The organism is uncultured Xanthomonas sp. (assembly GCF_964278005.1).
Classification (GTDB): domain Bacteria; phylum Pseudomonadota; class Gammaproteobacteria; order Xanthomonadales; family Xanthomonadaceae; genus Xanthomonas_A; species Xanthomonas_A sontii.
In genome coordinates this window covers 242,732-267,181 of record NZ_CAXYKF010000006.1, presented here as the reverse complement: position 1 = coordinate 267,181, position 24,450 = coordinate 242,732, and the positions used below count along the sequence as shown (strand labels likewise).

Annotated in this window: 24 protein-coding genes; 4 read left to right on the top strand and 20 right to left on the bottom strand. The window is 70.3% G+C overall.

The window, feature by feature from the left end; all coding sequences use genetic code 11:
* From ACHWVH_RS03595 to ACHWVH_RS03545, 11 genes are all read right to left on the bottom strand, one after another.
* Positions 1 to 1,194 (bottom strand): OmpP1/FadL family transporter, encoded by a 1,194-nt coding sequence (locus tag ACHWVH_RS03595; RefSeq protein ID WP_394686686.1) that lies wholly within the window; start codon positions 1,192 to 1,194, stop codon positions 1 to 3.
* A gap of 896 nt (positions 1,195 to 2,090) precedes the next feature.
* Positions 2,091 to 3,218 (bottom strand): NAD(P)-dependent alcohol dehydrogenase, encoded by a 1,128-nt coding sequence (locus ACHWVH_RS03590; RefSeq protein ID WP_017913080.1) that lies wholly within the window; start codon positions 3,216 to 3,218, stop codon positions 2,091 to 2,093.
* An 18-nt stretch (positions 3,219 to 3,236) separates the two neighbouring features.
* On the bottom strand, positions 3,237 to 4,700 hold the full coding sequence (locus ACHWVH_RS03585; RefSeq protein ID WP_148828001.1) for a benzaldehyde dehydrogenase: 1,464 nt from the start codon (positions 4,698 to 4,700) through the stop codon (positions 3,237 to 3,239).
* Between the two features lie 32 nt (positions 4,701 to 4,732).
* The gene (locus ACHWVH_RS03580) at positions 4,733 to 5,695 is read right to left on the bottom strand and encodes an alpha/beta hydrolase (protein ID WP_017908782.1); all 963 of its coding nucleotides are present in this window, start codon (positions 5,693 to 5,695) and stop codon (positions 4,733 to 4,735) included.
* Between the two features lie 109 nt (positions 5,696 to 5,804).
* A complete protein-coding gene (locus tag ACHWVH_RS03575) occupies positions 5,805 to 6,578 on the bottom strand; it encodes a 1,6-dihydroxycyclohexa-2,4-diene-1-carboxylate dehydrogenase (protein WP_152238512.1) in 774 nt (257 codons plus the stop codon).
* Positions 6,575 to 7,606: a benzoate 1,2-dioxygenase electron transfer component BenC gene (benC, locus tag ACHWVH_RS03570; RefSeq protein WP_152238511.1), complete on the bottom strand. Its 1,032-nt coding sequence runs from the start codon at positions 7,604 to 7,606 to the stop codon at positions 6,575 to 6,577. The genes ACHWVH_RS03575 and benC overlap by 4 nt, the downstream gene beginning before the upstream one ends.
* A 26-nt stretch (positions 7,607 to 7,632) precedes the next feature.
* Complete coding sequence (gene benB / locus ACHWVH_RS03565) at positions 7,633 to 8,121, bottom strand: benzoate 1,2-dioxygenase small subunit (RefSeq protein WP_017908779.1); 489 nt, start codon at positions 8,119 to 8,121, stop codon at positions 7,633 to 7,635.
* A complete protein-coding gene (locus tag ACHWVH_RS03560; protein WP_152236513.1) occupies positions 8,118 to 9,473 on the bottom strand; it encodes a Rieske 2Fe-2S domain-containing protein in 1,356 nt (451 codons plus the stop codon). The genes benB and ACHWVH_RS03560 overlap by 4 nt, the downstream gene beginning before the upstream one ends.
* Before the next feature lie 87 nt (positions 9,474 to 9,560).
* The gene (gene catA / locus ACHWVH_RS03555; RefSeq protein WP_267092945.1) at positions 9,561 to 10,499 is read right to left on the bottom strand and encodes a catechol 1,2-dioxygenase; all 939 of its coding nucleotides are present in this window, start codon (positions 10,497 to 10,499) and stop codon (positions 9,561 to 9,563) included.
* Between the two features lie 81 nt (positions 10,500 to 10,580).
* Entirely contained in the window at positions 10,581 to 10,871 is a 291-nt protein-coding gene (catC, locus tag ACHWVH_RS03550; protein ID WP_170268170.1) for a muconolactone Delta-isomerase, read from the bottom strand.
* A gap of 2 nt (positions 10,872 to 10,873) precedes the next feature.
* Positions 10,874 to 12,043, bottom strand: coding sequence for a muconate/chloromuconate family cycloisomerase (locus tag ACHWVH_RS03545; protein ID WP_394686685.1), 1,170 nt, complete (start codon positions 12,041 to 12,043; stop codon positions 10,874 to 10,876).
* A gap of 161 nt (positions 12,044 to 12,204) precedes the next feature.
* On the opposite strand from ACHWVH_RS03545, the gene ACHWVH_RS03540 reads away from it, so the two are divergent.
* Together ACHWVH_RS03540 and ACHWVH_RS03535 are read left to right on the top strand one after the other, a co-directional pair.
* On the top strand, positions 12,205 to 13,134 hold the full coding sequence (locus ACHWVH_RS03540; protein WP_017908774.1) for a LysR family transcriptional regulator: 930 nt from the start codon (positions 12,205 to 12,207) through the stop codon (positions 13,132 to 13,134).
* An 89-nt stretch (positions 13,135 to 13,223) separates the two neighbouring features.
* Positions 13,224 to 13,793: a DUF1415 domain-containing protein gene (locus ACHWVH_RS03535; protein ID WP_152238508.1), complete on the top strand. Its 570-nt coding sequence runs from the start codon at positions 13,224 to 13,226 to the stop codon at positions 13,791 to 13,793.
* Positions 13,794 to 13,875: 82 nt separating this feature from the next.
* On the opposite strand, the gene ACHWVH_RS03530 is transcribed toward ACHWVH_RS03535, so the two are convergent.
* Positions 13,876 to 14,583, bottom strand: coding sequence for a pseudouridine synthase (locus ACHWVH_RS03530; RefSeq protein WP_394686684.1), 708 nt, complete (start codon positions 14,581 to 14,583; stop codon positions 13,876 to 13,878).
* The gene (locus ACHWVH_RS03525; RefSeq protein WP_394686683.1) at positions 14,580 to 15,650 is read right to left on the bottom strand and encodes a class I SAM-dependent methyltransferase; all 1,071 of its coding nucleotides are present in this window, start codon (positions 15,648 to 15,650) and stop codon (positions 14,580 to 14,582) included. Before ACHWVH_RS03525 ends, ACHWVH_RS03530 begins: the two co-directional genes overlap by 4 nt.
* 144 nt (positions 15,651 to 15,794) lie before the next feature.
* Between ACHWVH_RS03525 and ACHWVH_RS03520 the strand changes: the two genes are divergently transcribed.
* Positions 15,795 to 16,058, top strand: a complete 264-nt coding sequence (locus tag ACHWVH_RS03520; RefSeq protein WP_017908770.1) for a hypothetical protein — start codon at positions 15,795 to 15,797, stop codon at positions 16,056 to 16,058.
* 475 nt (positions 16,059 to 16,533) lie between these two features.
* Here ACHWVH_RS03520 and ACHWVH_RS03515 read toward each other — a convergent pair whose 3' ends face one another.
* The 5 genes from ACHWVH_RS03515 to ACHWVH_RS03495 form a co-directional block, all read right to left on the bottom strand.
* On the bottom strand, positions 16,534 to 17,868 hold the full coding sequence (locus ACHWVH_RS03515; RefSeq protein WP_193313947.1) for a sorbosone dehydrogenase family protein: 1,335 nt from the start codon (positions 17,866 to 17,868) through the stop codon (positions 16,534 to 16,536).
* 74 nt (positions 17,869 to 17,942) lie between these two features.
* The gene (locus ACHWVH_RS03510) at positions 17,943 to 18,272 is read right to left on the bottom strand and encodes a DUF3247 family protein (protein ID WP_394686682.1); all 330 of its coding nucleotides are present in this window, start codon (positions 18,270 to 18,272) and stop codon (positions 17,943 to 17,945) included.
* Between the two features lie 68 nt (positions 18,273 to 18,340).
* The gene (locus ACHWVH_RS03505; protein ID WP_152236523.1) at positions 18,341 to 20,341 is read right to left on the bottom strand and encodes an ATP-binding protein; all 2,001 of its coding nucleotides are present in this window, start codon (positions 20,339 to 20,341) and stop codon (positions 18,341 to 18,343) included.
* 164 nt (positions 20,342 to 20,505) lie between these two features.
* The gene (locus ACHWVH_RS03500) at positions 20,506 to 20,754 is read right to left on the bottom strand and encodes a hypothetical protein (protein ID WP_148828011.1); all 249 of its coding nucleotides are present in this window, start codon (positions 20,752 to 20,754) and stop codon (positions 20,506 to 20,508) included.
* 19 nt (positions 20,755 to 20,773) lie between these two features.
* The gene (locus ACHWVH_RS03495) at positions 20,774 to 21,244 is read right to left on the bottom strand and encodes a hypothetical protein (RefSeq protein ID WP_017914945.1); all 471 of its coding nucleotides are present in this window, start codon (positions 21,242 to 21,244) and stop codon (positions 20,774 to 20,776) included.
* Between the two features lie 191 nt (positions 21,245 to 21,435).
* Here ACHWVH_RS03495 and ACHWVH_RS03490 point away from each other — a divergent pair, with 191 nt between their 5' ends.
* Positions 21,436 to 22,008: a DUF3016 domain-containing protein gene (locus ACHWVH_RS03490; RefSeq protein ID WP_267087569.1), complete on the top strand. Its 573-nt coding sequence runs from the start codon at positions 21,436 to 21,438 to the stop codon at positions 22,006 to 22,008.
* Between the two features lie 48 nt (positions 22,009 to 22,056).
* On the opposite strand, the gene alr is transcribed toward ACHWVH_RS03490, so the two are convergent.
* Together alr and ACHWVH_RS03480 are read right to left on the bottom strand one after the other, a co-directional pair.
* Positions 22,057 to 23,130 carry an alanine racemase gene (gene alr, locus ACHWVH_RS03485; RefSeq protein WP_152236525.1) on the bottom strand — a complete coding sequence of 358 codons (1,074 nt, stop codon included), beginning with the start codon at positions 23,128 to 23,130 and terminating at the stop codon, positions 22,057 to 22,059.
* Positions 23,109 to 24,416 carry a D-amino acid dehydrogenase gene (locus ACHWVH_RS03480; protein WP_394686681.1) on the bottom strand — a complete coding sequence of 436 codons (1,308 nt, stop codon included), beginning with the start codon at positions 24,414 to 24,416 and terminating at the stop codon, positions 23,109 to 23,111. Before ACHWVH_RS03480 ends, alr begins: the two co-directional genes overlap by 22 nt.
* Positions 24,417 to 24,450: the final 34 nt, after the last annotated feature.

Here is a 24,450-nt window from a genome sequence, read left to right as displayed (position 1 = left end):
TCAGCGGAAGGTCCAGCCGAGGCCGAAAGTGAGATAGGTGAGGTCGCGGGTCCCGGCCTGCACGCCGCCGCTGGCGACCGAACCGCCCGGTGCGTGGGTGACGCTGCCGGTCAGCGACAGCTGCGGCGACAGCCGCCAGGTCGCGCCAAGCGCGTAGTGGCGGTACTGCGCCAACGGCGCCAGCACCGCGAGTTGCGCCTGGCTGTCGGGGATCAGGCGGCTGCCGCGGGAATAGCCGGCCCGCAGCGACCAGGCATCGTTGAGGCGGTAGTCGGCACCCAGGCGGAACACGCGCTGGCTACGCCAGCCGAAGCCCGGACCGTTCGGATCGCCGAACGCGCCGCCCTCATCGACGCGATTGCCGTAGGAGCGCTCGCCGGCCCAGTCGATCCACAGCCAGTCGGCCGCCACGGTCAGCGCATCGCTGGCCTGCCAGGCCAGACCGACACCGGCCTGCTGCGGCATGTTCAGACGGCCTTCCGGCAGCAGCGCACGGTAGCGCTGCATCTGGCCGAAGCGGATGCGGCTGGACCAGGTGACGCCGGCGCTCAGGCGCGGCGCGAGCTGGCCGTACCAGCCCACGGCGACACCGTATCCGTAGGCCGCATCGGCCCCGGCCGACTGGAAGCCGACCCCCTCCAGGCCGGCGACGTGCAAGCGCTGGTAGGCCAGCCGCGGCGAGATGCCCAGGTACTGGTGCTCGCCCACGCGCCAGGCCAGGGTCGGCGCGAATACCACCTGCTGCAGCTTGGACAGGGTGTTGTGGCTGCCATACACCGGAGCGCCGTAGTCCAGCGCGACGCCGTGGCCGAACACCGACACCCCCAGGCTCAGGTCGTCGTTGAGTTGATGGTTGTAGCCGGCGGTGGGCACCGGAACCAGCGCATCGTCGCCGTAGCGGTTGGGGCCGACCTGCGCGCGCACCGGCGCCGCGATCAAGGTGAGGTCGGCGTCCATGCGGTCGCCGACCGCGCCCATGCCGGCCGGGTTGTTGGCGGACGCCGCCGCGTCCAGCGGCAACGCGATCGAGGTGCCGGCCAGGCCCTGGGTCTGTGCGCCGTAGCCGGGCAGGGCCACGCCGTTGTTGGCGGCTGCGCCGCCGGACACCGCCGCCATGGTCCACAGCAGCGTGGTCCAGCGTGGCGTGCCCTGTCGTTGCGCCCTGCGGCGCATTGGATGTGCGAACTGCTGCATGATCGAGCCCTCCCTCCGAGCCGATGCGTGGGTGCGGCCGCCGACCGGCGGCACGCGGGGTCCGCACTGCCGTCGTGACGACCGGCAGCGCGGGATGTTGGAAACGGCACTCATCCTTTGTGCACGCGTCGGCCGACACGGCGACGCGGTACGACGCGAACGCAAGACCGTGCGCGCGACCGGTACGGACGCTCGCGACGATCGAAGCAGGAGACGACTGACCTCGGCGATGCATCCATGCGTCCGACACTGCCCCGCATCACACCAGGCGTCCAAGACCATGTCAGTCTCGTTTCATACCCTGCTGGTATGTTCATCGCGCGATGCGCGCTAGCACTGGATCTTCCGCGATGCAACATGCGCGTTCGATGGCGTGCATGCCGACGCAGCGGCAGCGTCGCCGCAGGCGCACGCCCGCATCGCTTGCGCAAACGCCAACGCCTGGACGCGCACGCACACGCGCTCTGCGCCGCCTCGGCAAGGTTGCGCATGCCAGTGTCTGCATGCCACTGGACACCCCGCGCGCCGCAGCGCGCAGACAGCCACGCACGCGCAGCGCAGCGGCGCGCGGCGCGCGGCGCTACACGGCACGGGCTTCATCGGGCGGCGGCGCGCCGCCATCGCACGCGCGCTGCGGCGGTGCGGTCCGGCAACGCAAGGTGGGCAACGCAGACACCGCTCAGGCGCTGCACTGCGGCGCAGCCTGGCACGCGCGCCGGCCTCCCGCGTCTCGGCCGAGGCAGGCAGGATGCCGGCGAACGCGCACGGCGAGGGCCCGATCAAAAAAAACGGCACCGGCATCGCCCACGGCAGCGTGTGGCGACGTCGGTGCCGAGGCAGGCGCGACGCCTGCTGCGGGGACACGCGCGACGGCAGCGCCGTCGCCAGCGCAAGGCTCAGCTGGCCATGCGCAGGATCGGCTTGAGGGTGATGCCGCTGCTGCTGTCGGCGGCGGCCTGGTTGATGTCGCTCAACGGATAGAACTTCACCAGCTTGTCGAACGGGAAGCGGCCCTGCTGGTACAGCGTCACCAGTTGCGGAATGAACACCTGCGGCACGCTGTCGCCCTCGACGATGCCGCGGATGCTGCGTCCGCCCAGCAGCAGGTTGTTGACGTCGAAACCGGCCATGGTGCCGAGCTTGGGTGCGCCGACCACGCCGATCGTGCCCAGGCTGGCCAACGCTTCGATGCCCGCCTCCAGCAACTGCGGACGCCCGGTGGATTCGAGCGCGAAGTCGGCGCCGCCGCCGGTGATCGCGCGCACCGCTTCCACCAGATCGCCTTCGCGGTTGTCGATCACGTGCGTGGCGCCCAGTTCCTTGGCCAGCGCCAGCCGCGACGGCACCACGTCCACGGCGATGATGCAGGCGGCGCCGGCCACGTGCGCGGCCATCACCGCGCTGAGTCCGACCGCACCGGCGCCGATCGCCACGAAGCTGCTGCCAGGACGCACCTTCAGCGCATTGATCACCGCGCCGGCTCCGGTCTGGATGCCGCAGCCCAGCGGGCCGAGCAGTTCCAGCGGCGCCTCGCGCGACACCCTGATCGCATTGTTCTCGCGCGCCAGCGCATAGGTGGCGAACGAGGACTGGGCGAAGAAGTGGTCGTGCAGCGGCTGCCCGTGCAGATCCTCGATGGCGGTATGGCCATGCGCGTCGGCACCGCCGAAGTTGCGCGGGAAGAACTCCTGGCAATACGCCGCATGCCCGCCATCGCAGGGATTGCAGTGGCCGCAGGCGCCATAGGTGAGCACCACGTGGTCGCCGACCTGCAGGCTCTTGACGTTGGGACCCAGCGCTTCGACCACGCCGGCGCCCTCATGGCCGAGCACCGCCGGCAGCGGCACCGGGTAGTACTGATCGCGCACGATCAGGTCGGTGTGGCACAGGCCGGTGGCCACCACCCGCACCAGCACCTCGTCGTCCTGCGGCGCGCGGATGCGCGCCTGCTCGATGGTGAAGGGCTGTTGCGGCGCGTGCGCGACCGCCACGGTGATCTCGCGTTTATCGGTTGCTGCGTTCATCGCACTGTCTCCTGGGGTTCAAAGCGGATAGGCGGGCGCTGCGCCCTTGACGGTCAACCACTGCCACTGGGTGAACTCTTCCAGGTTCGCCGGGCCGCCGATGCTGCTGCCGTTGCCGGAGGCGCCGACGCCGCCGAACGGATTGACCACCTCGTCGTTGACGGTCTGGTCGTTGATGTGCAGCAGGCCGGTGCGCAACTGCTCGCCCAGCGCCATTGCGCGGCCGACGTCGGCCGACAGCACCGCCATCGACAGCCCGTACTCGGTGTCGTTGGCCAGGGCGACGGCCTCGGCATCGGTGTCGAACGGCACCACCACCGCCACCGGAGCGAAGATCTCCTCGCGGAAGGCCGGGTTGTCGGGGGTGACGTCGCTGAGCACGGTGGGCTCGAAGAACAGGTCGCGGTAGCCGCCGCCGGCGGCGACGGTGGCACCGGCCTCGCGCGCGGCCGCGACTAGGCGCGCGGCGTGATCGCGCTGGGTCGCATCGATCAACGGGCCGAGCGCGACCTCGCCGCTGGCCGGGTCGCCGACGCTCAGGCTCCTGGCCTTGGCCGCCAGCCGCTCGACGAACTGCGGGTAGAGTGCGCGCTGCACCAGCACGCGGCCGGCGGACATGCAGATCTGGCCCTGGTGCAGATACGCGCCCCAGGCGGTGTTGGCGATCGCCAGATCCAGGTCGGCATCGTCGAGCACGATCAGCGAGTTCTTGCCGCCCAGTTCCAGCGACACCTTCTTCAGATGACGGCTGGCCGCCTCGCCGACCTTGCGCCCGGCCGCGGTGGAACCGGTGAACTGGATCATCGCCACGTGCGGATCGGCGGTCAGTGCGGCGCCGGCGCCGCCATCGCCGGGCAGCACGTGCAGCACGCCGGCCGGCAGGCCGGCCAGTTCGAACAGCCGCGCGATGACCGCGCCGCCGCAGATCGCGGTGCGCGGATCGGGCTTGAGCACCACCGCGTTGCCCAGCGCCAGCGCCGGCGCCACCGCGCGCATGGCCAGGTACAGCGGGAAATTGAACGGCGCGATGACGCCAACCACGCCCAGCGGACGGCGCCGCGCCAGACTCAGGCGCCCCGCCGCGGAGGGCAGCACCTCGCCGGCGCTGCGCGACGGCAGCGCCGCCGCTTCGTGCAGGGCGGTGGCGCACAGGGCCGCTTCGAAGCCGGCCTTGCCTTGGGTGGAACCGCTCTCGCGCACCAGCCAATCGGCGATCTCCTGCTGGAACCGCTCGGCCAGTTGCGCGGCCTGGCGCAGTACCTGCGCGCGTTGCGCATACGGCGCCGCGGCCCAGCCGCGTTGCGCCTGCGCAGCGGCGGCGGCCGAGACCGCGACCTGCGCCGGGCCAGCCAGGCCGACGCGGCCGAGCTGCTCTCCGCTGGCCGGCGCGATCGCCTCCGCGCTCTCGGTGGCGGCCTGCCACTGACCGGTGAAAAGCGCTCCGTGCCAGAAATCGTGCTGCAGCAAAAGCGTATCGTTCATGCGGGTGTTCTCCTGGGAATCGGGGTTGCCGGTCATGCCAGTCGCGCGCTCAGGAAGGCGGCGGCATGTTCGATGGCGCGCACGGCGGCCGGCAGCACGCCGGCCATTTCGACGAAGCCGTGCACCATGCCCGGCAGTTCGACGTACTCCACCGCCACCCCGGCCGTGCGCAGGGCATCGGCGTAGTGGCGGCCGTCGTCGCGCAGCACGTCGCAGGCGGCGGTGTAGATCAAGGCCGGTGGCAGTCCGCGCAGATCGGCCGCGCGCAGCGGCGACAGCCGGCTGTCGCTGGGGTCGTACTCGGCCACGAACGGCGCCGACATCGCCTGCATCACCGCCAGCGTCAGCGGCGGCACATGCGCGTTCTCGTGGCGCGCCGCAAAGTCCTGCGATGCCGGCGACAGATCCGTACTGGGATAGAACAGCGCCTGCGCGCGCAGCGCCACCGCACTGCCGCGCAACTGCTGACAGGCCACCGCCGCCAGACTGCCGCCGGCGCTGTCGCCGGCCACGGCCAGGCGGCCGGCATCCAGGCCCAGCTCGCCGGCATGCGCCGCCAGCCAGGCGATCGCCGCGACGACGTCCTGCGGGCCGGCCGGGGCCGGATGTTCCGGCGCCAGCCGGTAGTCCACCGCCACCACCGCGCACGCGGCCGCCTGCGCCAGGCGCCGGCAGACCGGATCGTGGGTGTCCAGATCGCCGGCACTCCAGCCGCCGCCGTGCAGATAGACGATGGCCGCGGTGGCCTGCGGCGCGCTGACCGGCCGATACAGGCGCAGCGGGATCGGACCGGCCGGCCCCGTGGCGGTCAGCGCACGGACCTCGGCCACCGGCAACGGCGTGCCGCCGAGCAGCGCGCCGATCTGACCGTAGGCCTGGCGCAGCTGCGGGATCGGCAGGGTCTCCAGCGGGGGCGCGCCGCTGGCGGCCATGCCTTGCAACACCGCCAGCACGTCCGGCGCCAGCCGCGAAGGGTCGAAGAGAGGGGACTGCATGGCGTTCGCTCCAGGAAAGGACAGAGGTGAGGACACGGGGGTCAGTGGGCGCCGCCGGTGCGCGGCGGCAGGCCGCGGCGACGCGCGCACGGCGGGCCGGGCGGGTGGATCATCCCTGGTCGCCGCCGCCCACCGGCAGCACCGTCCCGGTGATGTAGGAAGCCTCGTCCGAGGCCAGGAACAGGATCGCCGCGGCCTGCTCGTCGAGCGTGCCGTAGCGTTTCATCAGGCTCGATTCCACGGTCTGCGCGACGATCTGCTGATACCAGGCCTGCGCCTGCGCGCTCTGCGCATCGGCATTGCGCGGCACCCGCCGCGGCGGCGCCTCGGTACCGCCCGGGGCGACCGCGTTGACGCGGATGCCATGCGCGGCGTGCTCGAACGCCAGGCACGCGGTCAGCGCGTTGACCCCGCCCTTGGCCGCGCCGTACGGCACGCGATGGATGCTGCGGGTGGCGATGGAGGAGACGTTGACGATCGCCCCGCCACCCTGCGCGATCATGTACGGCAGCGCCGCGCGGCATCCCCACAGCGCCGGGAACAACGAGCGCCGCACCTCGGCCTCGATCTGCGCCGGGGTGTATTCCTGGTACGGCTGCGCCCAGATGGTGCCGCCGACGTTGTTCACCAGCACGTCGATGCGGCCCATCTGCGCCTGCGCGAACTGCATCGCCCGCGCGTTTTCCTCGTAGTGTTCCAGGTCGGCCACCAGCGTGGCGACTTCGGCCGGCGCCAGTGCCTGGGACAGTTCGGCGACATGGTCGGCGCGGTCCACCAGCACCAGCCGTGCGCCCTCGGCGGCGGCACGCTCGGCCACGCGCAGGCCGATGCCCTGCGCCGCGCCGGTAATCACCACCACCTTGCCGGCGAAACGCGCGCTCATGCGGCCCGTTCCTGCACCGGCGCCACGGCGCTGGGGGTGAACTTCTCGTAGTGGAAGGCGGCCGGAACCAGCCCGATGCCGGAAAAATGCGTGCGCACCGCTTCGACCATCGGCGGCGGTCCGCACAGGTACACGTCCACGTCGCCGCCGTGCAGGGCGTGCGCCGGCAGGTGCTCGGTGACGTAGCCGGTGCGCGGATGCGCCGCCGCCGGATCGACCACGCAGGTATCGAACGTGAACCAGTCGGCCTGCTCGGCCAGCGCCTGCAGGCGCTCCAGCAGCACCAGATCGGCGCCGCGGGTCACGCCGTACATCAGATGCACCGGATGCGCGCAGCCGCTGGCCTGCAATTGCGCCAGCATCGACAGGAACGGCGCAAGGCCGGTGCCGCCGGCCAGCAACAGCAGCGGCCGGGTGATCTCGCGCAGGTAGAAGCTGCCCAGCGGGCCGTTGAGGTCCAGGACCTGTCCCGGCGTGGCCGTGTCCAGGTAGGCGCTCATCAGGCCACCGGGGACGCGCCGGATGAGGAAGGTCAGCGTGGACGCGCCCGGCGCGGAACTGAAGGAATACGCGCGCAACTGGCCGCTGCCGGGCACGGCGATGTTGACGTACTGGCCGGGCAGGAAGGCCGGCGCCGGGCCGATCGTTTCCAGGGTCAGTTCCAGCGCGGCGTCGGCATGCGCGACCACCGCCGCCACCGTGGCCTGGAAGTGCACGCTCCCGGTCTTGCAGGCGAGCGAGGTCGCCGGCACCGCCACGGCGCAGTCCGACTGCGGCCGCATCTGGCAGGTCAGGACCATGCCGGCGGCGGCTTCATCGGCGCTGAGCGCGTCCTCGATGTAGTCCTCGCCCAGATCGTAGCGCCCACGTTCGGCGCGGCACTTGCAGGTGCCGCACACGCCGTCGGCGCAATCCATCGGCAGGTTGATGCGCTGGCGGAAGGCGGCGTCGAGCACCGTCTCGCCGTCGTTGCAGTCGATGAAGCGGGTGATGCCGTCTTCGAAATTCAGCGCGATGCGATAGGACATGGCGGTTGCTCGCAGGTACGTGCCGATCAGACGTGGTAGACGTCGACGACCTGGCGGATGTAATCGTTCTTCAGCACGATGGTCTTGCGCGCGATGCGCAGCGCGTCGTCCTGCCGGCGCAGGGTCAGCGTCACCGTGCCAAAGAACTGGTCGGTGACCTTGTAGCGATGGCTGAGCGTGTGGAAATTGTGCCGCACCTCGATGTCCTGCCCGTGCTCGGACAGCACCTCGATGTTGCTCAGGTTGTGGCTGGTGCGCGGCTCCGGCGTGGAGGCCCCGGAGCGCTCGGTCTTGATGCGGAACACGCGGTCCTCCAGCCCGGAGCGATCGGCGTAGTAGATCAGCGAGATCTGCGACTGCGGATCGTCGGTGAGGCGGTCGTCGTCGTCCCAGGCCGGCATCCAGTACACCGCGTCCTCGGCGTACAGGGTCAGCCACTCGTCCCACTGGCGGTCGTCGAGCAGGCGCGCCTCGCGGTACAGGAAGGCGCAGATGGTCTGGTAGTCGGTGCTCATGCCGTACCCTCGCGTTCGCGTGCGATCGCCTCGCGCATCGCCTCCGCCCAGTACGCGTGCTGGCGCACGAACAGGCCTTCGTCCTCGCTGCGCTCGCCCGACAGCAGCGGCGCCAGTCCCATCCGCCGCGCATTCTCGTCGGGGCCGTCGATCCACAACGGCGCGCCGCGGCTGAGATCGTTCCACGGCGCCGCGCCGGCGGCGTAGCCGGCCTGGCACGCGCGGAACTCCTCCAGGTCGTCGGCGGTGCCCATCCCCGAGACGTTGAAGAAATCCTCGTACTGGCGGATGCGCAGCGCACGGTCGCGCGCGCTTTCGCCCTTGGGCGCGAAGCAGAAGATGCTGACCTCGGTCTTGTCCACGTCCAGCGGCCTGACCACGCGGATCTGCGTGGAGAACTGGTCCATCAGGAACAGGTTCGGATACAGACACAGGTTGCGCGTCTGCTCGACGATGAACGCGGCGCGGTCGGCGCCCAGGCGCTGCGCCAGTTCCTCGCGCTGCGCGTACACCGGGCGCACTTCCGGGTTCATGGTCTTGGTCCACAGCAGGATGTGGCCGTTCTCGAAGCCGTACACGCCGGCGACGCTCTTGCTCCAGCTGCCGGCATCGACCGCCGGGGTGCCTTCCTGCTTGCGCCGGCTCATGGTGGCGGCGTAATTCCAGTGCACGGTGCTGACGTGGTAGCCGTCGCAGCCGTTCTCCATCTGCAGCTTCCAGTTGCCGTCGTAGACATAGGACGAGTTGCCGCGCAGCACTTCCAGCCCCTGCGGCGCCTGATCGACGATCTGGTCGATGATGATCCGGGTCTGCCCCAGGAACTCGTGCAGTGGCGCCACGTCCTCGCGCAGGCTGCCGAACAGGAAGCCGCGGTAGCTCTCGAAGCGCGGCACGCGCTTGAGATCGTGGCTGCCGTCCTGGCCGAACTGCGGCGGGTACTGGGTGGTCTTCTCGTCCTTGACCTTGAGCAGCTTGCCGGTATTGGAGAAGGTCCAGCCATGGAACGGACAGGTGAAGCTGCCCTTGTTGCCGTGCTTGCGCCGGCACAGCATCGCGCCGCGATGCGCGCAGGCGTTGATGACCGCGTGCAGTTCGCCGTGCTTGTCGCGGGTGATCACCACCGGCTGACGGCCGATGTAGGTGCTGTAGTAGTCGTTCGGCGCGGGGATCTGGCTCTCGTGCGCCAGATAGATCCAGTTGCCCTCGAAGATGTGCTTCATCTCCAGCTCGAACAGGTCGGCGTTGGTGAAGATGTCGCGGCGGCAGCGGAACCTGCCTTCGGCATGGTCGTCCTGCACGGCGCTGGCGAGCAGGTCGTCGAGCGCGGTCGCTTTGTCGATGACGGCGGACATGTGGCGTTGTCTCCTGGGGGAAGGCGGCGGCCGTGCGCGGCGGCAGGCCGCCGCGACGACGACGGACGCGGTTGGCGCAGCAGACGCCTAGGCGGCGGCGCGTCGGCGCAGCGGGTTGGCCTGGTTGTCGACGCCGTCGACAAGCGCGGTGAGGCGGAAGTCGAAATGGATCTCGGCGAACGGACCGTCCACGCCATTGGCGGCGATGCTGGCCGCGTCGCTGTGCTCGACGATCGCCGGCACCAGGCCGTCACGGGTGGCGTAGGCGAAGTCGTCGTTGACCAGCGGGTCGCCGGCGATGTTGATCTGCGTGGTCAGCTTGCGGTGGCCGTCGGCGCCGACGAAGAAGTGGATGTGCGCCGGACGCTGGCCATGGCGGCCGAGCGCGAACAGCAGGCGTTCGGTCGGGCTGCCCGGCGGCACGCCGTAGCCCTTGGGCACGATGCTCTGGAAACGGTACTGGCCGTTGTCGTCGGCGACGATGGTGCGGCGCATGTTGAACGGCGCCTGCTTGCCGGTGGGATCGAAGTGCGAATAGAAACCGCGCGTGTCGCAGTGCCACACCTCCACCGTGGCGCCGGGCAGCGGGTGGCCGTCGGCGGCGTACACGGTGCCGTGCATGATCAGGGTGTGGCCGTTTTCGTCGCTGCCGTCGTCGAGCCGGGCGAAGCCGTGCGCCACCGGCGCACCGGCCACGTACAGCGGCCCTTCGATGGTGCGCGGGGTCGGATTGTCGATGCCCAGTTCGGCGTCGATGGCGTCCAGGCGCAGGTCCAGGAAGTGGTCAACGCCCAGCCCGGGCGAGATCAGCCCGGCCTGACCGGCCGCACCCAGGTCGTTGAGCCAGGCGACGGCGGTCCAGTATTCGTCGGGGGTGACGTTCAGGTCGTCGATGGCCTTGAACAGGTCCGACAACAACCGGTGCATGATCTGCTTCGCCCGTGCGTCGCCGCCGGCCTGGTCCAAACCGCAGACCGACCGCAGAAATGCCTGCACGTTCGCAGTCTCGAAAATCTTGACGCTCATCGTATGGTCCCTTCTTTGCTCATGGTGGCGTTGGCTGCCTTGAGACGTTCCCCTCCCCAGGGAAGCGTCGTTGCTTCGGTTCTAGCGATCGTCCTCGTACAGCGAGGACGGGTGCCGGCACAGCGGCGTGACGGCGATACGCATGTAGGGAAACAGCGGCAGCGACAGCAGCAGGGCGTGCAACTGGGTGTTGTCGGCCACGTCGAAGATGCTGACGTTGGCGTATTGCCCGACCACCCGCCAGATGTGCCGCCACTGGCCGCTGCGCTGCAGTTCCTGGAAACGCGCCTTTTCCTGCGCCTTGAGTTGCTCGGCGCGCTCGGGCGGCATGTCGCCGGGCAGGTTCACTTCCATGGTCACGTGGAACAGCATGGTCATGGCTCCTGGCTGGGCGCGACCGGCACCGCCACGCGGCGGCGGTCGCGACGGAAGGCATCCACCCGCGCCTCGTCCAGGGCGATGCCCAGGCCCGGCGCGCGCGGTACGTGCAGATGGAAATCCTCGTAGCGCAGCGGCTCGGCGAGGATCTCTTCGGTCAGCAGCAGCGGCCCGAACAGTTCGGTGCCCCACTGCAGATGGGGGAAGGTGGCGAAGACATGGGCCGAGGCGATGCTGCCGATCGCCCCTTCCAGCATCGTGCCGCCGTACAGGCCGATGCCGGCGGCATCTGCGATCGCGGCGACCTTCTGCGCGGCGAACAGGCCGCCGGATTGTTCGATCTTCACCGCGAACACGTCGGCGGCGCCCTGCTGGGCGGCCTGGAAGGCGCTGTCCGGGCCGTTGAGCATCTCATCGGCCATCAGCGCGATCGGGAAGCGCCGCATCAGCCGCCGCATCGCCGCCAGCGACGCCACCGGCTGTTCGACCAGTTCGCAGCCGGCGTCGGCCAGCGCCGGCAGCGCGCGCACCGCCTCGGTCTCGCTCCAGGCCATGTTGACGTCCACCCGCACCGCGCCGCGCGCCCCCAACGCGCGCTTGATCGCCGCCACGTGGGCCACGTCCTCGGCGACGCTGCGCGTGCCGATCTTCAGCTTGAACACGTTGTGCCGGCGCTCGGCGAGCATGCGTTCGGCCTCGGCGATGTCGCGTTCGGTGTCGCCGGAGGCCAGCGTCCACGCCACCGGCAGGCGATCGCGCAGGCGCCCGCCCAGCAGCTCGGACACCGGCAGGCCGAGCCGCTGGCCGTGGGCGTCGAGCAGCGCGGTCTCGATCGCGCACTTGGCGAAATGGTTGCCCTTGACCAGGCCGCCGATCCGCTGCATCAGCGCCTGCACCGCGCAGGCATCGGCCCCGACCAGCAGCGGCGTGATGTAGCGGTCGATCGTCAACTGCATGCCTTCCGGGCTCTCCGCGCCGTAGGCCAGACCGGCGATCGTGGTGCCCTCGCCCAGCCCGACCACGCCGTCGCTGCAATGCAGGCGCACCAGCATCAGGGTCTGCCCGCGCATCGTCGCCATCGACAGGCGATGCGGGCGGATCGTGGGCAGGTCGAGCAGCAGCGTCTCGACGCGTTCGACGGTGGCGGTGGTGGGGTGCGGTGACATGGCGCCGATTCTTGGCCCGGCACGGCACTGCCGTCCAAGACTGAATGCAGCACCATTTCATACCCTGAAGATATAGTATGGCGGGAAACCTAGACGTTCATGATTTGCTGCAGCACAGCATACTTTGAATGTCATGTAACTTTCCGCCACAGCGAGCGTCTATGGATCTGCGTCAACTCCGCTACTTCGTGGCCGTCGCCCGCGAACGCAACTTCACCCGTGCCGCAGAAATCCTGCATATCGCGCAACCGCCGCTGAGCCGGCAGATCCAGCAGATCGAACAGCAACTGGGCGTGCCGCTGCTGGTGCGGCGCAGCCGCCCGCTGCGTCTCACCGACGCCGGACGGCTGTTCTACGAGGAAGCGCTGCAGGTGCTGGGCCGGGTCGAGCAGATGACCGAGGCCGCGCGCCGGCTCGGCCGCAGCGAGCGCCGCGTGGCCTCGATCGGCTTCGTCGCCTCCACCCTGTACGGCGGTCTGCCCACGGTGGTGCGGCGCCTGCGCCAGGCGCGACCGGACCTGGAAGTGCGCCTGGTCGAGCTGATGTCCAGCCAGCAGGTGGAAGCGCTGAAGGAAGGCCGCATCGACCTGGGCTTCGGCCGCGTGCGCAGCAGCGACCAGCATGTCGAACGCCTGGTCCTGCGCGAGGAGCGCCTGGTCGCGGCGATCCCGATGGAACACCCGCTGGCCGCGGAGGACGCGCCGCTGCCGCCGGCGGCGCTGGCCGGGCAACGGCTGCTGCTCTATCCCAGCCATCCGCGCCCCAGCTTCGCCGATCAGGTGCTGTCGCTGCTGCAGGATCACGGCGCGCATCCCAGCGAACTGCAGGAGGTGCGCGAGCTGCAGACCGCGCTGGGCCTGGTCGCGGCCGAGAGCGGGATCTGCCTGATCCCGGCCTCGGCGCGGTCGATGCGCAGCGACCTGCATTACCGCCTGATCGACGACGAACACGCCACCTCGCCGATCATCATGAGTTATCGCCGCAACGACGACTCCGGCCTGGTGGAACTGACCAAGCAACTGATCCGCGAGATGTATGCCGAGCATCCGCCGTGGCTGGACGTGTCCTACAACCGCTGGAACGCACCGTAACCCCGGCCACCGGCGCCTATCCGGCATACACTGGCCGCCGCGCGCGGCCCCGTGCCCACGCGCGCCGCCCCTTCGCCGCCGCCGACGCCATGCCTCCCACCTCGCTTGCCCCCGCCTCCGACGACCCGATCGCCCTGACCCGCCGATGGCTGGAGCGCGCGGTGATCGGGCTGAACCTGTGTCCGTTCGCCAAGGCGGTGTACGTCAAGCAGCAGGTGCGTTTCGTGCTCAGCGATGCCAGTACGCCCGAGGCGCTGCTCGAACAACTGGCCGAAGAACTGGTGCTGCTGCGCGACACCCCGGCCGAGCAGATCGACACCACGCTGATCGTGCACCCGGACGTGCTGCAGGACTTCCTGGACTACAACGACTTCCTCGACAACGCCGACGCCGCGGTCGAGGCGCTGGACCTGCAGGGCGTGCTGCAGGTCGCCAGTTTCCATCCGCAGTACCAGTTCGCCGGCACCGCGCCGGACGATATCGGCAACTACACCAACCGCGCGCCCTACCCCACCCTGCACCTGCTGCGCGAGGACAGCGTGGAACGCGCAGTGGCCGCCTTCCCGGACGCGGACGTGATCGTCGAGCGCAATCTGCAGACCCTGGAGAAGCTGGGGCTGGAGGGCTGGAAGCGGGCGGTTGGGGAGCGGGATTCGTGATTTGGGATTCGGGATTCGTAGAAGCGGGATTTGCGACGGGGCGTGGCGCCACGCGCTTTTGCCAATCCCCAATCCCGACTCCCTAATCCCGGCCCTCGAACAGCACCGCCACGTCCGCCGCCTCCAGCACCCGCCACTGCCCCGAGGGCAGATCGTCCAGGCCGAAGCCGCCGATGCGGCTGCGGTGCAGCGCGGCCACGTGGTTGCCGACGGCGGCGAACATGCGCCGCACCTGGTGGTAGCGGCCTTCGTGCAGGGCCACGCGCACCTGGCGCGGTCCCAGCGTCTCCAGTTCCACCGGCAGCAGCGGCGTGGTCTCGCCGTCGAGCAGCAGCGTGCCGCTGGCGAACTGCGCGGCCTCGTCGCCGCGCAGGTCCTCGGCCAGGGTGGCCTCGTAGACCTTGGCCAACCGCGCCTTGGGCGAGACGATGCGATGCAGCAGCGCACCGTCGTCGGTCATCAGCAGCAGACCGCTGGTGTCGCGGTCCAGCCGCCCCACCGTGGACAGCAGCGGCGAGCGCAGGCGGAAGCGCGGCGGCAGCAGGTCGTAGACGATGCGCCCCGGATCCTTGGTCGAGCAGGTGTAGCCGACCGGCTTGTGCAGCGCCAGGATCAGCCCGGGCGGCGGGTCCAGCGGCTCGCCGTCGACCCGGATCGCCGCGTGCGGCACCTGGTCGTCGGCATACAGCACCTCGCCCTCGGCGTCGGTGATGCGGCCCTCGCGGAACATCAGCGCCACCTGCTTGCGGCTGCCGTAGCCCAGGTTGGCCAGGTGCTTGACCAGTTTCATCGGCGCGCTCCGGCACGGCTGCGCACCGCGTGGATCAGCTTGAAGCCGTCGCGGGTGGCGAGCACCTCGGTCTCCCCGAAGCTGGCGTCGAGCACCGCCTCGTAGGGCAGATGCCGGTTGGCGACCAGGAACAGCCGCCCGCCGGGCGCCAGCGCCTGCGCCGCCACCGCGATGAAGCGCCGGCCGATGTCCGGCCGTTCCATCCGCCCCGGCGCATGGAACGGCGGATTGCTGACGATGACGTCGTACTGCCCCGGCAGTCCGGTGGTCACGTCGTGCCAGTGGAAGCCCAGCGTCGGGCCGGCCGGTGCCTGCGCCAGATTCGCGCGCGCCAGCGCCAGCGCGCGCGCGTCGGCCTCGAACAGATCCAGCGCGATCAGTTGCGGGCAGCGCGCCAGCAGTTCGGCCGACAGGTAGCCGTAGCCGGCGCCGAGATCGGCGGCACGGCCGCGCAGATCGGCGGGCAGGTGCTCGGCCAGCAGCGCCGAGGCCGGGTCGATGCGATCCCAGGCGAACACGCCCGGGCGGCTGCGGAAGCGACCGTCGAGAATCGGCCGCACCGCATCCAGCTTCGCCCAGCGCTGCTGCAGCGCGGCGTCGTGGCCGCCGTGCAGCGGCGCGGTCCAGTACACCCGGCAGTGGTGCTTGGTCAGCTTGCCGCCGAGGCCGGCCAGCTGCTGCAAATCGTCCTCGCCGGAGCGCGCGCCCTCGTTGTTGGCCTGGCAGGCCACCACCACGCCGCCCGGCGCGGCCAGCGCCACGGCGCGCGCCAGCAGCGCCCGCGCTTCCTCGCGCTGGCGCGGCGGCAGCACCAGCACCAGCGCGTAGCCGCCGGCGTCGGCGGCGCCGTCCTGCTCGGCGCGTACGGTCCAGCCGCCCTGCTGCAGCGTGCTGGCGAACGGCCGGTAGTCCTGCTCGCAGACCAGTTGCGGCGGCTGCGCGTGCTGACGCAGCGCCCAGCCGTCGCGGGCGCGCAGGAACAGCACTTTGCCGTCAGGCCAGCGCAGCACGCCCTGGGCGAACGGCAGGAACAGGGTGTCGAGGGGGGCGTCTTGCGCAGCCGGCATCGGGCGTGAGTCATCGGAACAGGGACGCGCATTCTACCGGCAGTGCGCGGCGACCCCGGTTTTGCGCGAATCCAACGCATCATTGATGTTTCGGCAACATCGCCGCGCCTAGGCTGCAAGGCACCCAATGACCGGAGAGGCAGCATGCGCGCAGTGTTCATCGGCGGCGTCGTCGACAACAGCGAAGTGGACCTGGATGGCAGCCAGCCGCCGTTGCACTACCCGGAGAACACCGGCACCGGGCGTCCGCGCTACCGCCTGCACCAGCGCGGCGCACGCGACGACGGCAGCGTGGTGTATGCCGTCTATGCCGCCCCGGAACTGGGCGACACCGAAGTGGAGCGCGTCTTCAACGAACGCGGCTACGCCCGCCGCTTCGGTGTGGAACCGGCGCCTGTGGAGCACTGACGCCGGGCTTTCGGCTCGGTCAATCAATCGTGCAGGAGCGGCGTCGGACGCGACCGGGCCTTGCCAGGCGCATCCCGGCCGCTGCCGACGCCGCTCCTGCACGCGTTAGCAGAGATGGATTTGCCCTCGCGCTCACTCGCGCGATTTTCGATTGCAGCAAACAAGGCCTGCTTCCAGGAAGCGGCTGCGGTCGTGGTTTTCCTGTAAGGCCCGTCGCGGCTGAAGCCGCTCCTATGGGGGCCTGCGCATGTTTTTCGAAGCACGCGGCCGCGCAATGAGATGCGCGCTGCAGCAGCCCTGGGGGCACGCGCCACACCTTCCGCAGTGGTCCTTTGCAGGAACGGCCCAAGCCGCGATCGGGCTTCACCATGAAGCCCACGTCGCAGCCATCAATCCCGCATCGCGACCATGAACCCCGCACCGCGGCCGAAGCCGCTTCTACGATCGATGCGGAACACGCGGCTAACCAGACCGCTCACTTCCCCGGCTTCGGCGTCACCCGCCACACCACATTGCCAACGTCGTCGGCGACCAGCAGCGCGCCCGGCTTGTCCACCGCCACGCCGACCGGGCGGCCCTGCGCACGGCCCTCGGCGTCGAGGAAGCCGGTCAGCACGTCCTGCGGTTTGCCGCTGGGCTTGCCGTTGGCGAAGGGCACGTAGATCACCTTGTAGCCCGACGGCGGGTCGCGGTTCCAGGAGCCGTGCTGGCCGATGAAGGCGCCGCCGCGGTAGGGCTGCGGCAACAGCGCACCTTCGTAGAAGGCCAGGCCCAGCGAGGCGGTATGCGCGCCCAGCGCGTAGTCCGGCTTGATCGCGCTGGCCACCATCTCCGGGTTCTGCGGCTGCACGCGCTCGTCCACGTGCTGGCCGTAGTAGCTGTACGGCCAGCCGTAGAAACCGCCCTCGCGCACCGAGGTCAGATAATCCGGCACCAGGTCGCTGCCGATCTCGTCACGTTCGTTGACCACGGTCCACAGCGTGTCGGTGCCGGGCTGCCAGGCCAGGCCGACCGGATTGCGCAGGCCGCTGGCGAACACGCGGGTGGCGCCGCTGGCGGCGTCCACTTCCAGGATCGCGGCGCGGTTGAGTTCCTGCTCCATGCCATTCTCGGCGACGTTGCTGTTGGAGCCGACGCCCACGTACAGCTTCTTGCCGTCGCGGCTGGCCAGCAGGCTCTTGGTCCAGTGGTGGTTGATGCCGCCGGGCAGGTTGGCGACGAAGCTGGGCGCGGCGGTGATCTGGGTGTCGCCCTCCTTGTACGGGAAGCTGACCAGGGCATCGGCATTGGCGATGTATAGGCGGTCGCCGACCAGGGCCATGCCGAACGGCGAATACAGGCCCTTGAGGAACTGCGTGCGCACTTCGGCGACGCCATCACCGTCGGCGTCGCGCAGCAGGGTGATGCGGTTGGCGCTGGGCACGGCGGCGCCGGCCTTGGCCATCATCGCGCCCTGGATCTTGTCGCGCAGGCCGCTGCTCTCCTTTTCCGGTGCCGGCGGCTCGGCGGTCTCGGCGACCAGCACGTCGCCGTTGGGCAGCACATACAGCCAGCGCGGATGGTCCAGGTCGCGGGCGAAGGCCTGCACCGCCAGGTCGGCGGCCGGTACCGGCGCGGCGCCATCGGCCCAGCGCTTGACCTCGGCGACCTTGACCGTGGGGATCATGCGCTTGACCGGATCGGGCAACACCGGATCCGGCCCCATGCCCTCCTCGATGGAGTGCTTGGCGGTGTCGCCGCAGGCGGCGAGCAGGGCGGCACTGAGCGCACACAACACCCAACGGGCGCGAATCGGCGAAGACATGGCCATGTGTCTTGGATATCCGGGAACACGGGGGAACGCCGATGATGCACAGGCCCGACGCGAAAAAAGTGAAAGATGCGTCAAGAGGCGTCGCCGCGCGGATCGGTCTCCCAGGGCCGTGCCGGCAACTGGCGCACGCTGCGGATTTCGTCCAGCCACAGGTAGCGGTGCCGGGCCGGATCGTCGAGGTCGTCGAGGTCGTCGATGCGCACCTGCGCATTGCTGCCCTCGTTGCCATCGGCGTCGCGGAACTGCTGGATGCTGGGCCGGACCGACACGGTGCCGAAGCACACGCTGCCGTCGTGCAATTCGATGCGCACATGCGCCTGCCCGGGCAGTTGCAGGATCAACGCTTCCAGCGCCTGGATCTGCGCCTGGTCGGTGTGGATACGCTCGGCAAACTGGGTCATCGGCGGACTCCTGAGGGGGAACCGCAGCACCCTAACGCCGGCCGCGTGAGCCGGCGGGCAAGACCGCGCTAACGTTGCCGCGCGAAGCGCACCGCCGAGACCAGCTGCGCCACGCTATACGGCTTGGCCAGGTGTTCCTGGAAGCCGGACTGCAGCGCGCGCTGGCGATCGTCGGCACGCGCCAGCGCAGTCACCGCGACCGCCGGCAGTTCGTCCGCGCCCAGGCCCATGTTCTCGCGCACGGTGCGGATCAGCCCGTAGCCATCCATGCCCGGCATGCCGATGTCGGTGACCATCACGTCGATCGCCGCATGGCCGCCGCCGTCGAGCACCTCCAGCGCCTCGCTGGCCGAGCCCACCGCGACCACCTCCGCGCCCTGCTCCTCGAGCAGGCGCCGCAGGTAGTCGAGCATGTCCGGCTGGTCCTCCACCGCCAACAGGCGCACGCCCTTGAGCGAATACGCCTCGACCACCTGTTCGGCCATCGCGAACGCGCGCACTTCGCGCAGCGGGCGCGAGCCCGGCGCATCGCGGTGCAGCGGCAGGCGCACGGTGAAGACCGAGCCGCAGCCGCGACCTTCGCTGGCCGCGCTGATCTGGCCGCCGTGCATTTCCACCAGCTGCTGCACGATCGCCAGGCCCAGGCCGAGGCCGCCGTGCAGGCGTGTCGTAGTGCTGTCGGCCTGGCGGAAGCGCCCGAACAGATGCGGCAGGAACTCCGGCGGAATGCCGTCGCCGGAATCGCGCACCGCCACGCTGACGTGCTCGCCATCGTCGTCGAGCGCGATCGCCAGGGCGATGCGCCCGTGCGCGGGCGTGAACTTGATCGCGTTGGACAACAGATTCCAGAACACCTGCTGCAGGCGCGTGGCGTCGCCCAGCACCATGCACGGCTGCGAAGGCGCCTGCAGGGTCAGCGCCTGGTCCTTGCCTTCGGCCACCGGCTCCTGCGCGCGCATCGCCTCGCGCACCTGTTCGGCCAGGTCCAGCGCCTCCACTTCCAACTGCACCTTGCCCAGCAGCATGCTGCTGAGATCGAGCATGTCCGAGATCAGCCGCTGCTGCGCGCGCGCGCTGCTGGCGATCACCGACAGGCCCTTGCTGCTCGGGTCGCCCGGCGGCAGCCGCTGCAGCAGCAGGTCGCTCCAGCCGAGGATGGTGGTGAGCGGCGTGCGCAGTTCGTGCGACAGCGTCGCCAGGAATTCGTCCTTCAGCCGTGCCATGCTCTCGGCGGCGTTGCGTGCGCTGCGCTCGGATTCCAGCAGTTGCTCGCGCGCCAGTTCGATGTCGCGGCGTTCGGTGACGTCCGGACTGCTGCCGGCCAGGCCGATGAACTGGCCCTCGGCGGAATAGCGCGGCACCGCGGTCATTTCCACCCAGCGCCACTCGCCGTCGTGGCGGCGCGCGCGCACCAGCGCGCGCAGGTTGCGCTGGTCGTGCAGCGCGTTGCGCAATTCGTAGGCGAACACGCCCACGTCTTCCGGATGCAGCACGTCGCCCCAACCCGGGCGCGCAGCATCGGTGTCCAGATCGATGCCGAAGAATTCGGCATAGGCGGTGTTGGTGAAGCGCATTTCGCCCTGGGCGTCCAGCACCCACACCGGCATCGGCAGGCCCTCTGCCAGCGCGCTGAAGCGCGCCTCGCTCTCGGCCAGGTCGCGCTCCATCCGCTTGCGCTCGGTGATGTCGAGGAACTGCACGGCGACCTGGCGCAGTTCCGGCGCGCCGACGCGGAACGAATCCACTGCCCACCAGCGGTCCAGCGCAGTCGCGAAGTTCTCGAACTTGTCCGGACGGCCTGTCAACGCGACGGCGCCGTAGCGCTGGAACCAGTGCTCCTCGTGGGTCGGCGAGATCTCGCGCATGCGCCGCCCGACCACATCGCGCAGGCCGGTCTCGCGCTCGAAGGCCGGATTGACCTGCAGGAACACGTAATCGACCGCGCGCTCGCCCTCGAACAGCATCTGGATCACGCAGAAGCCGGAATCGATCTTGTCGAAGATCTCGCGGTACTGCAGGTCCGTCGCCTGCGCGAACGAGGAAGCGGTGGAGTCTGGACTGGCATGCATGACGGACTAGCTCTGGAAGCGGCCTACGGCAACGGATGAAGACGGTGCCCGGCATCCGCGGCGCAACGACGATGCGCCAGGAGCGGCAAGGCGTAAACCCCCATCTTGTTAAGCCACTCCGCCGCCGTCAAGCCAGCACCTGTGCTGCGCCTGCCCGAACGATGTCACCAGAAGAACGCGATCACCAGCACGATGCCCAGCAACGACAGGCCGATGCCGGCGAGCACCATCCACTGGGTCAGGCGCGCGCTGCGCAAGGCCTGCTCTTCCAGCCAACGCTCGGCTTCCTCGCGCCACGGCGGCGGCGAAGAGGATTCCAGCAACTGCTGCACGCGCGCCGGCCCCAGCTGCCGGCATTGCCGGCGGCATTCTTCGGGAACCACGGATCGCTCGGGTGCGCTGACGACGGACATGACAACGTTCCTGAATTACTCAGCCGAGCGTGAAACGCGGCGCGTCGCCGGCGAGTTCGTGCTCCACCGCCATCCGCGCCAGGCGGGTGTAGTTGGCGCGCGGGCCTGCACCGCGGCCGACGATCAGGCCCAGGTACTCCAGGCCGGTCCACACCCGCGCCTTCCACTCCACGCCGTCCTCGGCCAGCACCAGGGTCAGCGTGTAGCGGAAGCTCTGCCCCTGCGGGCTGCGGTAGTGGTAACTGGGCGGGAACTGCACGGCCACGTCCTGCGCCTCGCCAAGCGAGACCAAGTAGCGCCGCAGCAGATGGCGCACGTCGTCGCCGGGGTTGAGGCGCAACTGCCGCGCCGCCTCGTCCAGGTTGGCCTGGTGCTCGACGAACGCGGCCGCACCGCTGGCCGGGCTGTGCCCATGCCGCTTGGCCCAGTCGATGAACTGCAGGCGCACATCGCTGCCGGTGTGGGCCTGGTGGAACAGCGGCGTCTTCATGCGATCCCCGTCGTGCTCGAGTGGCGGCCATGCTCCCGCGCGCGCCGTGAAGCAGGCGGCGAGGCGATGTGAGCCGTCCGTCATGCCGGGCGGATGAATCCGCGGCCAACGGTCGCCGCCGCGCGCCTCGCCGCGATTGCGGGCGCGCCGGCACAGGCACACACTGCGCGTACGCCTCCTGGAGATCCGCCATGAAGATCCGCTATGCCTGGACGGCGCTGGCTGTTGCCTGCCTGTGGGCGGGCGGCGCCTCCGCCGAGATCCGCAACGTCACCGACCCGCAGGCGCCGCGCAGCCTCGTCAGCGACGGCCCGGTGCAGGTGAGCTGGGCCGACCCGTCCACCTTCAGCGAACTGCGGCAGAGCCGCAATCGCTGGGAAGCCGAACGCGGCGACTGGGTACAGGACCTGGCCGCCTACCTGCAGAAGCAGGCCGCCAAGCAACTGCAGCCCGGGCAGCGCCTGGACATCAAGCTGACCGACATCAAGCGCGCCGGCGACTTCGAGCCGTGGCACGGCCCGAACTGGAACGACGTGCGGGTGATGCGCGACCTGTACCCGCCGCGGATCAGCCTCGACTTCACCCTGTACGGCGCCGACGGCCAAGTGATCGCGCAGGGCCAGCCGAAACTGATGGACCCCAGCTACCTGTACAACAGCTCGGTCGGCCTGAGCACCGATCCGCTGCGCTACGAAAAGCGCATGCTCGACGACTGGCTGCGCCGCCAGTTCCGCAACAAGGACAGCGCAGTCGCCGAGCGCTGAGGCCGCACGCGCGGCGCCGGTATCGCGCCGGCGCCGTCAGCCATTGGCTTACGCGTCGAGATAGACGCGCGGCGCGCGCTTGAGGCCGCACAGCAAGCGGTAGGCGCTGGAACTGCAGCGCCCGGCCAGCGCGTCGATGCGCGGCTGTTCGCCCCACAACTGCACCTCGCTGCCGAGCCCGGCCTGCGGGTGGTCGGTCAGGTCCACGGTCAGCATGTCCATCGACACGCGCCCGATCAGTGCGCCGGGCGCGCCGTCGATCAGCACCGGGGTGCCGTTGGGCGCGAACTGCGGATAGCCGTCGGCATAACCGATCGCCACCACGCCGACCCGGGTCGGACGCGCCGCGACGAAGCGCGCGCCGTAGCCGACCGGCTCGCCCGGCGCGATAGTGCGCACGGAAATGATCCTGGACTGCAGGGTCATCACCGGGCGCAGCTCGCCGGGCAGCGCGGCCGCGGAGGCGAACGGGTCGGCGCCGTACAGCATCAGTCCCGGCCGTCCCCAGTCGTTGCGCAGCTCCGGCCAGCCGAGCAGGGCCGGCGAGTTGCACAGGCTGGTCTCGCCGGCCAGGCCGGCGGTGGCCCGACGGAACACCTCCACCTGCTCGCGGGTGCGCGCGCTATCGAGTTCGTCGGCGCGGGCGAAGTGGCTCATCAGCACCAGCCGCTCGACCTGCGGCAGCGCGCTCAGGCGCGCGTGCGCGGCGCGGAATTCCTCCGGCGCCAGGCCCAGCCGGTGCATGCCGCTGTCCAGCTTCAGCCACAGGCACAGCGGCTGCGGTGCGGCGAAGGCGGCGATCGCCTCCACCTGCCAGGGCGAGGCCACCGCGCACCACAGCCGGTGTTCGGCGACCAGCGGCAGTTCGTCGGCGTCGAAGATGCCTTCCAGCAGCAGGATCGGCGCGGCGATGCCGGCCTGGCGCAATTCCAGCGCCTCCTCGATGCAGGCCACCGCGAAGCCGTCGGCCTCGCCGTCCAGCGCGCGCGCGCAGGCCACCGCGCCGTGCCCGTAGGCATCGGCCTTGACCACCGCCAGCGCCTTGCCGCCGCTCAGCCGGCGGGCCAGGCGGTAGTTGTGGCGCAGCGCGGCGAGATCGATCAATGCACGGGCTGGGCGCACGCGACGGCCTCGGCGACGGACGCGGCGGAACCGCGGGAATAACGGAAGATGTCCAGGCCCTCGCCACTGATCTGCGGCTGCCGCGAGACCATCAGGTCGGCCAGGTAGCGGCCCGAGCCGCAGGCCATGGTCCAGCCCAGCGTGCCGTGGCCGGTGTTGAGGAACAGGTTGCGGTAGCCGGTGGCGCCGACCACCGGCGTGCCGTCCGGGGTGGCCGGGCGCAGCCCGGTCCAGAACTCGGCCGCGGCCAGGTCGCCGCCGCGCGGGTACAGGTCGTTGACCACCTTCTCCAGCGTGACGCGGCGCCGTGCCGGCCGCGACAGGTCGAAACCGGCCAGTTCGGCCATGCCGCCGACGCGGATGCGCGCGTCGAAGCGGGTGATCGCCACCTTGTAGCTCTCGTCGAGGATGGTGGAGGTGGGCGCCAGCGCCGCGTCGCGGATCGGCAGGGTCAGCGAGTAGCCCTTCAGCGGGTACACCGGCAGGCGGATGCCCAGCGGCGCCAGCAGGCCCGGCGAATAGCTGCCCAGCGCGACCACGTAGCGGTCGGCCCGCTCCACCCGCCCGCCGATGCGCACGCCATCGATGCGGTCGCCATCGGCCTGCAGCGCCTCGATGGTCTCGCCCTGGCGGAACTGCACGCCGGCCGCGGCGGCCATCGCGGCCAGGCGCTGGGTGAACAGGCGGCAGTCGCCGGTCTGGTCGTTGGGCAGGCGCAGCGCGCCGACCAGGGTCGCCGGTGCGTTGGCCAGGGCCGGCTCGACCCGGGCGATGCCGGCACGGTCCAGCAGCTCGTAGGGCACGCCGTACTCGCGCAGCACCTCGATGTCCTTGGCCGCACCGTCCAGTTGCTGCTGGGTGCGGAACAACTGGGTGGTCCCGAGCTGGCGGCCTTCGTAGGCGATGCCGGTCTCGGCACGCAGCTGGTCCAGGCAGTCGCGGCTGTACTCGGACAGGCGCACCATCCGCGCCTTGTTGATGGCGTAGCGCTCGGCGGTGCAGTTGCGCAGCATCTGCGCCAGCCACAGGTACTGCTGCAGATCGGCGGTCGGGGTGATCGCCAGCGGCGCATGGCGCTGGAACAGCCATTTCAGCGCCTTCAGCGGCACCCCGGGCGCCGCCCACGGCGAGGCGTAGCCGGGCGAGACCTGGCCGGCATTGGCATAACTGGTCTCCAGCCCGGCCGCCGGCTGGCGGTCGACCACCGTCACCTCGCAGCCGCTGCGGGCCAGATACCACGCCGTGGCCGTGCCGATCACACCGCTGCCGAGAACCAGAACCCGCATGCGCCTACTCCGTTCGGATCAATTCCCTGGCTGG

What these genes read in the sequence shown, in the direction of transcription:
- ACHWVH_RS03595 (WP_394686686.1), bottom strand. Translation starts at nt 1,194, where the DNA reads ATGCAGCAGTTCGCACATCCAATGCGCCGCAGGGCGCAACGACAGGGC.
- ACHWVH_RS03590 (WP_017913080.1), bottom strand. Translation starts at nt 3,218, where the DNA reads ATGAACGCAGCAACCGATAAACGCGAGATCACCGTGGCGGTCGCGCAC.
- ACHWVH_RS03585 (WP_148828001.1), bottom strand. Translation starts at nt 4,700, where the DNA reads ATGAACGATACGCTTTTGCTGCAGCACGATTTCTGGCACGGAGCGCTT.
- ACHWVH_RS03580 (WP_017908782.1), bottom strand. Translation starts at nt 5,695, where the DNA reads ATGCAGTCCCCTCTCTTCGACCCTTCGCGGCTGGCGCCGGACGTGCTG.
- ACHWVH_RS03575 (WP_152238512.1), bottom strand. Translation starts at nt 6,578, where the DNA reads ATGAGCGCGCGTTTCGCCGGCAAGGTGGTGGTGATTACCGGCGCGGCG.
- benC (WP_152238511.1), bottom strand. Translation starts at nt 7,606, where the DNA reads ATGTCCTATCGCATCGCGCTGAATTTCGAAGACGGCATCACCCGCTTC.
- benB (WP_017908779.1), bottom strand. Translation starts at nt 8,121, where the DNA reads ATGAGCACCGACTACCAGACCATCTGCGCCTTCCTGTACCGCGAGGCG.
- ACHWVH_RS03560 (WP_152236513.1), bottom strand. Translation starts at nt 9,473, where the DNA reads ATGTCCGCCGTCATCGACAAAGCGACCGCGCTCGACGACCTGCTCGCC.
- catA (WP_267092945.1), bottom strand. Translation starts at nt 10,499, where the DNA reads ATGAGCGTCAAGATTTTCGAGACTGCGAACGTGCAGGCATTTCTGCGG.
- catC (WP_170268170.1), bottom strand. Translation starts at nt 10,871, where the DNA reads ATGCTGTTCCACGTGACCATGGAAGTGAACCTGCCCGGCGACATGCCG.
- ACHWVH_RS03545 (WP_394686685.1), bottom strand. Translation starts at nt 12,043, where the DNA reads ATGTCACCGCACCCCACCACCGCCACCGTCGAACGCGTCGAGACGCTG.
- ACHWVH_RS03540 (WP_017908774.1), top strand. Translation starts at nt 12,205, where the DNA reads ATGGATCTGCGTCAACTCCGCTACTTCGTGGCCGTCGCCCGCGAACGC.
- ACHWVH_RS03535 (WP_152238508.1), top strand. Translation starts at nt 13,224, where the DNA reads ATGCCTCCCACCTCGCTTGCCCCCGCCTCCGACGACCCGATCGCCCTG.
- ACHWVH_RS03530 (WP_394686684.1), bottom strand. Translation starts at nt 14,583, where the DNA reads ATGAAACTGGTCAAGCACCTGGCCAACCTGGGCTACGGCAGCCGCAAG.
- ACHWVH_RS03525 (WP_394686683.1), bottom strand. Translation starts at nt 15,650, where the DNA reads ATGCCGGCTGCGCAAGACGCCCCCCTCGACACCCTGTTCCTGCCGTTC.
- ACHWVH_RS03520 (WP_017908770.1), top strand. Translation starts at nt 15,795, where the DNA reads ATGCGCGCAGTGTTCATCGGCGGCGTCGTCGACAACAGCGAAGTGGAC.
- ACHWVH_RS03515 (WP_193313947.1), bottom strand. Translation starts at nt 17,868, where the DNA reads ATGGCCATGTCTTCGCCGATTCGCGCCCGTTGGGTGTTGTGTGCGCTC.
- ACHWVH_RS03510 (WP_394686682.1), bottom strand. Translation starts at nt 18,272, where the DNA reads ATGACCCAGTTTGCCGAGCGTATCCACACCGACCAGGCGCAGATCCAG.
- ACHWVH_RS03505 (WP_152236523.1), bottom strand. Translation starts at nt 20,341, where the DNA reads ATGCATGCCAGTCCAGACTCCACCGCTTCCTCGTTCGCGCAGGCGACG.
- ACHWVH_RS03500 (WP_148828011.1), bottom strand. Translation starts at nt 20,754, where the DNA reads ATGTCCGTCGTCAGCGCACCCGAGCGATCCGTGGTTCCCGAAGAATGC.
- ACHWVH_RS03495 (WP_017914945.1), bottom strand. Translation starts at nt 21,244, where the DNA reads ATGAAGACGCCGCTGTTCCACCAGGCCCACACCGGCAGCGATGTGCGC.
- ACHWVH_RS03490 (WP_267087569.1), top strand. Translation starts at nt 21,436, where the DNA reads ATGAAGATCCGCTATGCCTGGACGGCGCTGGCTGTTGCCTGCCTGTGG.
- ACHWVH_RS03480 (WP_394686681.1), bottom strand. Translation starts at nt 24,416, where the DNA reads ATGCGGGTTCTGGTTCTCGGCAGCGGTGTGATCGGCACGGCCACGGCG.